6 protein-coding genes are annotated in these 8,553 nt (G+C 69.0%); all 6 read left to right on the plus strand.

Annotated features, from left to right (window positions below):
• The first annotated feature begins 67 nt into the window (after positions 1 to 67).
• The gene (locus AC1DWT_RS31770) at positions 68 to 1,498 is read left to right on the plus strand and encodes an APC family permease (RefSeq protein ID WP_477923701.1); all 1,431 of its coding nucleotides are present in this window, start codon (positions 68 to 70) and stop codon (positions 1,496 to 1,498) included.
• Entirely contained in the window at positions 1,498 to 3,171 is a 1,674-nt protein-coding gene (locus AC1DWT_RS31775) for an amidohydrolase (RefSeq protein ID WP_095861243.1), read from the plus strand. The genes AC1DWT_RS31770 and AC1DWT_RS31775 overlap by 1 nt, the downstream gene beginning before the upstream one ends.
• 186 nt (positions 3,172 to 3,357) lie before the next feature.
• Complete coding sequence (locus AC1DWT_RS31780) at positions 3,358 to 4,788, plus strand: gamma-aminobutyraldehyde dehydrogenase (RefSeq protein ID WP_072937307.1); 1,431 nt, start codon at positions 3,358 to 3,360, stop codon at positions 4,786 to 4,788.
• Positions 4,789 to 4,839: 51 nt separating this feature from the next.
• On the plus strand, positions 4,840 to 6,180 hold the full coding sequence (gabT, locus tag AC1DWT_RS31785; RefSeq protein ID WP_072937308.1) for a 4-aminobutyrate--2-oxoglutarate transaminase: 1,341 nt from the start codon (positions 4,840 to 4,842) through the stop codon (positions 6,178 to 6,180).
• An 81-nt stretch (positions 6,181 to 6,261) separates the two neighbouring features.
• The gene (locus tag AC1DWT_RS31790) at positions 6,262 to 8,220 is read left to right on the plus strand and encodes a primary-amine oxidase (protein ID WP_477923704.1); all 1,959 of its coding nucleotides are present in this window, start codon (positions 6,262 to 6,264) and stop codon (positions 8,218 to 8,220) included.
• Positions 8,213 to 8,553: aldehyde dehydrogenase family protein (locus tag AC1DWT_RS31795; RefSeq protein WP_477923707.1), on the plus strand; the 341-nt coding region annotated here is incomplete at its 3' end. The genes AC1DWT_RS31790 and AC1DWT_RS31795, both read left to right, overlap by 8 nt.

Genomic DNA, 8,553 nt, shown 5'->3' on the forward strand with positions numbered 1-8,553 from the left:
GGCCCAGTTGTTTGACGGATGTGTCAAAAAACTATTCGACCCCCTCACCTCCCCGAACGGACAGCTCATGGACCAGACCGCCCGGCCGCCCACCGCCACTCCCCCCGCCGCCGCGGGCGCCTACGAGGCCTCGCTCTCGCGGAGCATCGGCGTCGGCGGGAACATCCTGATCACCCTGTCGTCGATCTCACCGGCGTCGAGCGTCTTCATCCTCGGCGGCTCGGCCCTCGCCCTGTTCGGCACCGGCGTCTTCTGGGCGTTCCTCATCGCCGGCGTCGTCAGCATCCTCATCGCCTTCTGCTACGCCGAACTCGCCTCCGCGTATCCCGTTGCCGGCGGCGACTATTCGCTGGTGTCGCGGGCACTCGGACCGGCCTTCGGCGTCGCCACGTTCTTCATCAGCCTCATCTCCCTGCCGCTGATCATCGCGGTCTTCGCCCTCGGCGTCGCCGACTATCTGGGCGTCGCGATCCACGGACTGTCGCCGCAGCAGACCGCCCTGGTCGTGGTCGTGATCACCACCGTGACCGCGTGTTTCGACATCCGGACGAACGCGTGGCTCACCGGGGTCTTCCTGGGTGTCGAGATGGCGGCGCTGGTCCTGCTCACCGTCCTGGGTTTCGTCCACATGGAACGGCCGCTGTCGAGCCTGCTCAGCCCGGAGGTCCTCGACCCGGCCACCGGCCAGCTCGCACCGCTGGCGATCTCCGGACTGATGCTGGCCGTCACCCAGGGCATCTTCGCGTACAACGGGTACGGCGGCGCCGTGTACTTCGCCGAGGAGACCAAGAATGCCGCCCGCTCGATCGCGAAGGCCGTGATCTGGAGCGCCGTCATCACCGTCGCCACCGAACTCGTCCCGCTGATCGCCATCATGGTCGGCGCCCGCTCGCAGACCGAACTTTTCGGTTCCAGCCTCCCCGTCGAGGCCTTCCTCACCGAACGCGCCGGTCACGCCGTCGCCATGGTGGTCATGCTCTCGATCGCCCTCGCCGTGATCAACGCGATCATCGCGATCACGCTGCAGGCCGGCAGGCTCCTCTACGCCGCCGCTCGCGATCGCGCCCTCCCCGGGACCGTCGCGGCGCCGCTGCAGGCCGTCAGCGCCAAGGGCCGCGTCCCCGTGCTCGCCACCGTCGTGATGGGCGCCATCGCGTTCGCCGCGTGCTTCGTCCCGCTGGACGTCCTGCTCACCGCCACCGGGTCGACCCTGACGTTCACCTACCTGTTCATCGCGCTGGCCGCGATCAACCACCGCCGCGGCGGCACCGCCCGACCCGGCTACCGGATGCCGTTGTGGCCGCTGGCCCCGGGAATCTGCATCGCCGCACTCGGTCTCGTCTTCGTCGTCACCCTGCTCGACCCGGAGCAGTGGCTCAGCCTCGGCATCTCCCTCGGGCTCGTCGCCGCCGGCTTCGTCTACTTCGCCCTGTACCTGCGACCGCGCAAGAACACCCACCTGCTGCTGCTCGACGCCGCCCCCGAGGAGACCTGCTGATGCTCGACCTGCTGCTGAACAACGGCGTCGTCCGCACGTTCGACGCTCCCGGCCGGGCCGAGGCCGTCGGCATCGCGGACGGCCGGATCCGATACGTCGGGACCACCGAGGACGCCCCGCCTGCCCGGCGGACCATCGACCTGCGCGGCCGGCTGGTCACCCCCGGCATCATCGACAGCCACAACCATCTGCTCCTCGGATTCGACCCCGACGCGGTGAGCCTCGAAGGCGCACACGACCTCACGGAGGTCCGGCGGCGGATCGGCGCGCACGCGGCCGCCCGCCCCGACCTCGACTGGATCTGCGCCGAGAACGCCGTCTACTCCGTGGTGACCGGGCGCAGGCCGAACGCCGGCGACCTCCGCGGCCTCACCGACCGCCCGGTCTTCATCACCACCTACGACCAGCACTCGGTGTGGCTGAACGAGGCCGCGCTGCGGAAGCTCGGGATCGACCGCGGCACGCAGATCCCCTGGGGCCGGCCGGAATTCGACGGCCACGGCGCACCCACCGGCTGGGTCACGGACTTCTACACCAGCGCGATGACGCGGGCCGGTCTGGCCGGGCTGCAGCGCGACATCCCGATGTACTCCCCCGACCGCCGGTACCGGCGCATCACGTCCAGCCTGGAGATGGCGACCGCGAGCGGCATCACCACCGTCGTCGAACCGCAGGTCCCGCTGGCCGAACTCGACCTGATGTACCGGGCGCGCGCCGAGGGGCGGATGCACTCGCGGGTGATCACCGCCCTGTTCCACCCGGTCGGCGCCGACGCCGCGTTCCGCCGGGACCTGCGGGAGGCCGTCGACGGCGCGCCGGTCGACGACATGCTGCGGCTCGGGCCGGTGAAGTTGTACGCCGACGACGTGATCGAGCCGCACACCGCCGCCATGCTCGCCGACTACGCGAACCGGCCGGGACACCGCGGCGCGCCGAGCCTCCCACCGCAGGAGTTCACCGCGATGCTCACCGAACTCGACCGCCTCGGCTTCCAGACGCACACGCACGCGACCGGCGACTGGGGCATCCGCCTCGCGCTCGACTCCATCGAGCACGCCGCCCGCGTGAACCGCACCACCGACCGGCGGCACGGCATCGTCCACGTCGAGTGCCTGCATCCCGAGGACCTTCCCCGGTTCCGGGAACTCGGCGTCGTCGCGGCGATGCAGCCGCGGCACTGCTCGCCCGACCTCGTCGCGGGGACGTGGATGGAGAACGTCGGCGAGGACCGGTGGGACCGGGCGTGGCGGTTCCGTTCGCTCGCCGAGTCCGGCGCGGTGCTGGCGTTCTCCAGCGACTGGCAGGTCGGGGAGATGGATCCGCTCGTCGGCCTGTACTCCGCCCTCACCCGCTCGGGTCTGGACGGCCGCGCCGACTGGACCCCGCGTGAACGGATGGACCTGGATTCGGCGTTGCGGGCGTACACCCGCGGCGGCGCGTGGGCCTGGCACGCCGAGGACGACCTCGGCGTGATCCGTCCCGGTGCCCACGCCGACCTGGTCGTCTGGTCGGCGGACCTGTACGCGCTCGAACCCGGAGAACTGCTGGACCAGCGGGCCGATCTCACTCTGGTCGGCGGCGAGGTCGTGCACGACGCCACCGTCGCGAGCGTCCCCGCGGACGTGCCGTTCGCCGGTTCCGGCGCAGCCGGGCACACCTGTTCGCACGGATGACGTCCGGATTGGACAACTCGGCGCGGCGGGGGGCGCGTCTTTCACCATTTTGTCAGCTGCCTCTGGCTTGTGAGACAGCGCACACTTGTTTTCAGATGTTCTGCAACTCCGGGCCCCGGTCGGACCGTTCCACCGACGGCCCGCCGCGGACCACGAGTTTCGACCCCACGAGAGGAACCGGTACCGATGTCGATCGACGTACTCGAGAACTACATCAACGGTGAGTTCGTCGCCTCATCCGCGACGGAAACGCTGGACTTGATCAACCCTGTAGACGAGAGCGTCGTCGGGCGGGCGCCCGTCTCCACCAAGGCCGACGTCGACGCGGCCGTCGAGGCCGCCGAGCGGGCGTTCGTCTCGTGGGGCAAGACCACTCCGAGCGTGCGGCAGGCCGCGTTGCTGAAGCTCGCCGACGCGATCGAGGCGCACAGCGACGAACTCGTCGAGGCCGAGTGCCGCAACACCGGGCAGCCGAAGCAGGTCATCGCCGACGAAGAGATCAAGGTGGGCGCCGACCAGCTCCGCTTCTTCGCGGGCGCCGCCCGCATGCTCGAAGGCAAGGCCGCCGGCGAGTACATGGACGGCTTCACCTCCTACGTGCGCCGCGAGCCGATCGGCGTGGTCGGTCAGGTCACCCCGTGGAACTACCCGTTCATGATGGCCCTGTGGAAGATCGGTCCCGCGCTCGCGGCGGGCAACACGATCGTGCTCAAGCCGAGCGACACCACCCCGAACAGCACGCTCGTCCTGGCCCGGCTGACCAAGGGGATCCTGCCGGACGGCGTCTTCAACGTCGTCCTCGGCAACGGCGAGACCGGCGCCACCCTCGTGGAGAACCCGGCCCTCGGCCTGGTGTCGATCACCGGATCCGTGCGGGCGGGCATCGCCGTCGCCGTCTCCGCCGCACGCCAGCTCAAGCGCGCCCACCTCGAGCTCGGCGGCAAGGCCCCCGCGATCGTCTTCGGCGACGTCGACATCGAGAAGACCGCGAGCGGCATCGCCGAGGCCGCCTTCTTCAACGGCGGCCAGGACTGCACCGCCGCCACCCGCGTCCTCGTCCACGAGTCCATCCACGACCAGCTCGTCGACGCCCTCGTCCGCAAGGCCGAGACCCTCAAGCCCGGCCTGCCGGACGACCCGGACACGTTCTACGGCCCGCTCAACAACGTCAACCACTTCGACGCGGTCAGTTCCAAGATCGCCGCGCTCCCCACCTCCGCCAAGATCGTCACCGGCGGAAAGCGTTCGGGAGAGCAGGGATTCTTCTTCGAACCCACCGTGATCACCGGCGTCGACCAGCGCGACGACATCGTGCAGGAGGAGACGTTCGGTCCCATCCTCACCGTGCAGAGCTTCTCCGACGAGAAGGAGGCCGTCACCCTCGCCAACGACGTCCGGTACGGCCTGGCGTCGAGCGTGTGGACCAACGACCACGGCGTCACGCAACGGCTCTCGGCCGCACTCGATTTCGGTGCCGTCTGGATCAACTGCCACATCCCGCTGGTCGCCGAGATGCCGCACGGCGGCTTCAAGTACTCCGGATACGGCAAGGACCTCTCCGGCTACGGCGTCGAGGACTACACCCGCATCAAGCACGTCATGAGTTCCAACGACTGACGTCGCTCCCACCCATCCCATCCACGTCACGACCCTGAGGACTGCACCATCATGAACGACATCCAGTACCGGCTGCCGCAGAAGCGCGCCCTGGTCACCGAGCTCCCCGGCCCGAAGTCGGCGGCCCTCACCGCACGTCGCCGCGCCACCGTGGCCGCGGGCGTCGGCTCCAGCGTCCCCGTGTACGCGGCGGATGCCGACGGTGGTGTGGTCGTCGACGTCGACGGCAACTCGCTGATCGACCTCGGCTCGGGCATCGCCGTCACCAGCGTGGGCGCGTCCGATCCGGCCGTCGCCGAGGCGGTCCGCGAGCAGGTCGGGCATTTCACCCACACCTGTTTCATGGTCACCCCGTACGAGGGCTACGTCCGCGTGGCGGAGGAACTCGCCGCCCTCACCCCCGGCGACCACGAGAAGCGCACCGTCCTGTTCAACTCGGGCGCCGAGGCGGTGGAGAACGCCATCAAGGTTGCCCGCCTCGCCACCGGCCGCGACGCCGTCGTCGCATTCGACCACGCCTACCACGGTCGCACGAACCTGACGATGGCCCTCACCGCCAAGTCGATGCCCTACAAGGCCCACTTCGGCCCGTTCGCGCCCGAGGTGTACCGGCTCCCGATGTCCTACCCGTACCGGGACCAGGACGGACTGACCGGCGAGCAGGCCGCTCAGCGCGCCATCAGCCAGATGGAGAAGCAGATCGGCGCCGATTCGCTCGCGGCGATCATCATCGAGCCGATCCAGGGCGAGGGCGGATTCATCGTTCCCGCCGAGGGATTCCTCCCCACCCTGGTGAACTGGGCCCGCGCCAACGGCGTCGTGTTCATCGCCGACGAGGTACAGACCGGATTCTCCCGCACCGGCGCCTGGTTCGCGTGCGAGCACGAGGAGATCGTCCCGGACATCATCACGATGGCCAAGGGCATGGCCGGCGGCATGCCGCTGTCCGCGATCACGGGCCGCGCCGAACTCCTCGACAAGGTGCACCCCGGCGGACTGGGTGGCACGTACGGCGGCAACCCCGTCGCGTGTGCCGCCGCGCTCGCCGCGATCGACAGCATGCGGAAGTTCGACCTGCCCGCTCGCGCACAGCACATCGGCGACCTGGCCCTGCCGCGGCTGCAGGCCCTCGCCGCCGAGGTCGGGGTCATCGGTGAGGTGCGTGGACGCGGCGCGATGCTCGCGATGGAGTTCGTCAAGCCCGGCACGACCGAGCCGGATGCGGAACTGACGAAGGCGATTGCCGCCCGTGCGCTCGAACAAGGTGTCATTCTGCTGACATGCGGTACGTACGGAAACGTCATCCGGCTGCTTCCGCCGCTGGTGATCGGCGACGACCTGCTCGACGACGCCCTGACCGTGATCGAGCAGATCGTGCGCTCGCTCGTCTGACCCGTGCGCCTTTTCGGTAGCCACCACGACCGAAAAGGCGCACGAGCACGAACCGCCCACCCATCGACCAGAGGAGACATCATGACCCGGACGACCACCGGCACGTTCCATCCTCTGGACCCGTTGGGGGCGGACGAATTCGCGAAGGCCGCGGCCGTCCTCGCCCGGGAACACGGGGTCGGGGACGGCTGGCGGTTCGCGTCGATCGAACTCGCCGAGCCGGACAAGGCGGCGGTGTCGGCGTTCGACGCGTCGGGCACCGTCCCGGACCGCCGGGCGATCGTCGTGTGCTTCGACCGCGGCAGCGGAGACACCTACAAGGCGCTCGTCTCGCTGACCGGAGACAACGTGGTCTCCTGGCAGCACATCCCGGACGTCCAGGCGAATTTCACGGTCGACGAATGGGAAGAGGCGGACGCCTTCCTCCGCGGGCACCCCGACGTGATCGCGGCGCTCGCGAAGCGCGGGGTCACGGACATGAGCCTGGTGTTCATGGACGTGTGGACGTACGGCGACGTGGTGACCCCGGAGAAGTACAAGGGCCGCCGGCTCGGCTGGTCGGACACCTGGGTGCGGGCGTCCGAGGGCACCAACCCGTATGCGGGGCCGGTCAACGGTTTCCACTGTGTGATCGACGTCAACAAGATGGAACTGCTCGAGATCGAGGACACGTTCAGCGTCGAACGCCCCGAGGTCATGGGCGAGTACGTGCCCCGGCACATTCCGGAACGGATCCGGAACGCGAGCACGCGCCCGCCGTTGAGGCCGTTGGACATCGTCCAGCCGGAGGGACCGTCGTTCACACTCGAGGGCAACAAACTCGAATGGCAGAACTGGTCGCTGCGGGTGGGGTTCAACTACCGCGAGGGCATGACCCTGCACGCGGTGACCTACAACGACAACGGCCGGGTGCGTTCGATCGCGAACCGGATGTCGTTCGCGGAGATGGCGGTGCCGTACCGCGACACCAGCACCGATCACTACCGCCGCACCGCCTTCGACATCGGCGAGTGGGGCATCGGGTTCATGACCACCTCACTCACCCTGGGCTGCGACTGCCTCGGCGAGATCCGGTACCTCGACGCCGTCCTCCACGACAGCCACGGTGTGCCGTTCACGATCGAGAACGCGATCTGTATCCACGAGGAGGACAACGCCGTCCTCTGGAAGCACGTCGACCACGACGGCTCCGAGGTGCGCCGCATGCGGCGGCTGACGGTGTCGACGCACGTGACGGTCGCGAATTACGAATACCTCGTCTACTGGCGGTTCTACCAGGACGGCAACATCGAGTGCGAGGTCCGTGCCACCGGGATCATGGTGGTCAGCCACTTCCCCGAAGGCGGTGAGCACCCGAGCGGCACCCTGGTCGACACCCGCACGTACGCGCCGTTCCACCAGCACTTCCTGGTCGCGCGGCTCGATCTCGACATCGACGGCACCGAGAACACGGTGTACGCGACCGAGACCGAGATCGTGCCGATGGGCCCGGACAATCCCCTCGGGCTCGCGCTACGCCAGAAGAACACCCCGCTGCGCACCGAACACGAGGGCAGGCAGGACTTCGACTGGCAGAGCCAGCGCGCGTGGAAAGTCGTCAACGACAACACGACCACCGGACTCGGCACCGCCCCCGCCTACAAACTCGTTCCCGGCGGCGCGATCCCGTCGATGTTCGACCCGGCGTCACCGATCTTCCAGCGCACCGGCGCGATCGGCCACACCGTCTGGGTGACGCCCAACTCCCCCGACGAACGCTGGCCCGCCGGCGAATTCGTGAACCAGAGCAAGGTCGATCACGGACTTCCCGCCTGGACCGCGGCCGACCGCCCGATCGAGAACACCGACGTGGTGCTCTGGTACACGTTCGGGATCCACCACATTCCGCGGCCGGAGGACTGGCCGATCATGCCTGCGGACACCGTGTCCTTCTGGCTGAAGCCGGCCGGATTCTTCGACCGCAACCCCGCCCTCGACGTCGCCCCCACCCCGGAGGCGTGCGATCACCACCATCCCCACCACGAGGACTCCGATGACTGATTTCGAACGGCTCCGCGCCACCCTGCCCACCGGTCTGTGGATCGACGGCGCCCAGACCGACCCGATCGACGGCGGCACCTTCCCGGTGTACGACCCGGCAACGGGAACCCTCATCGCCGACGTCGCGGATGCGGGTGGCAAGGACGCGATGCGCGCACTGGACTCCGCCGCGGCGGTCCAGGAGGAATGGGCGGCCACCGCACCCCGGCAGCGGTCGATCATCCTGCGGTCGGCGTGGGAGAAGGTCATCGAGCGCACCGACGACCTCGCGCTGCTCATGACGATGGAGATGGGCAAGGCCCTGCCGGAGAGCCGCGGCGAGGTGAACTACGG

The sequence above is a fragment of the Rhodococcus sp. P4_B6 genome (genome assembly GCF_056402215.1).

Bases quoted from the DNA above. Each gene is read 5' to 3' on its own strand.
- AC1DWT_RS31790 (WP_477923704.1), top strand. From the start codon at position 6,262: ATGACCCGGACGACCACCGGCACGTTCCATCCTCTGGACCCGTTGGGG.
- AC1DWT_RS31770 (WP_477923701.1), top strand. From the start codon at position 68: ATGGACCAGACCGCCCGGCCGCCCACCGCCACTCCCCCCGCCGCCGCG.
- gabT (WP_072937308.1), top strand. From the start codon at position 4,840: ATGAACGACATCCAGTACCGGCTGCCGCAGAAGCGCGCCCTGGTCACC.
- AC1DWT_RS31780 (WP_072937307.1), top strand. From the start codon at position 3,358: ATGTCGATCGACGTACTCGAGAACTACATCAACGGTGAGTTCGTCGCC.
- AC1DWT_RS31775 (WP_095861243.1), top strand. From the start codon at position 1,498: ATGCTCGACCTGCTGCTGAACAACGGCGTCGTCCGCACGTTCGACGCT.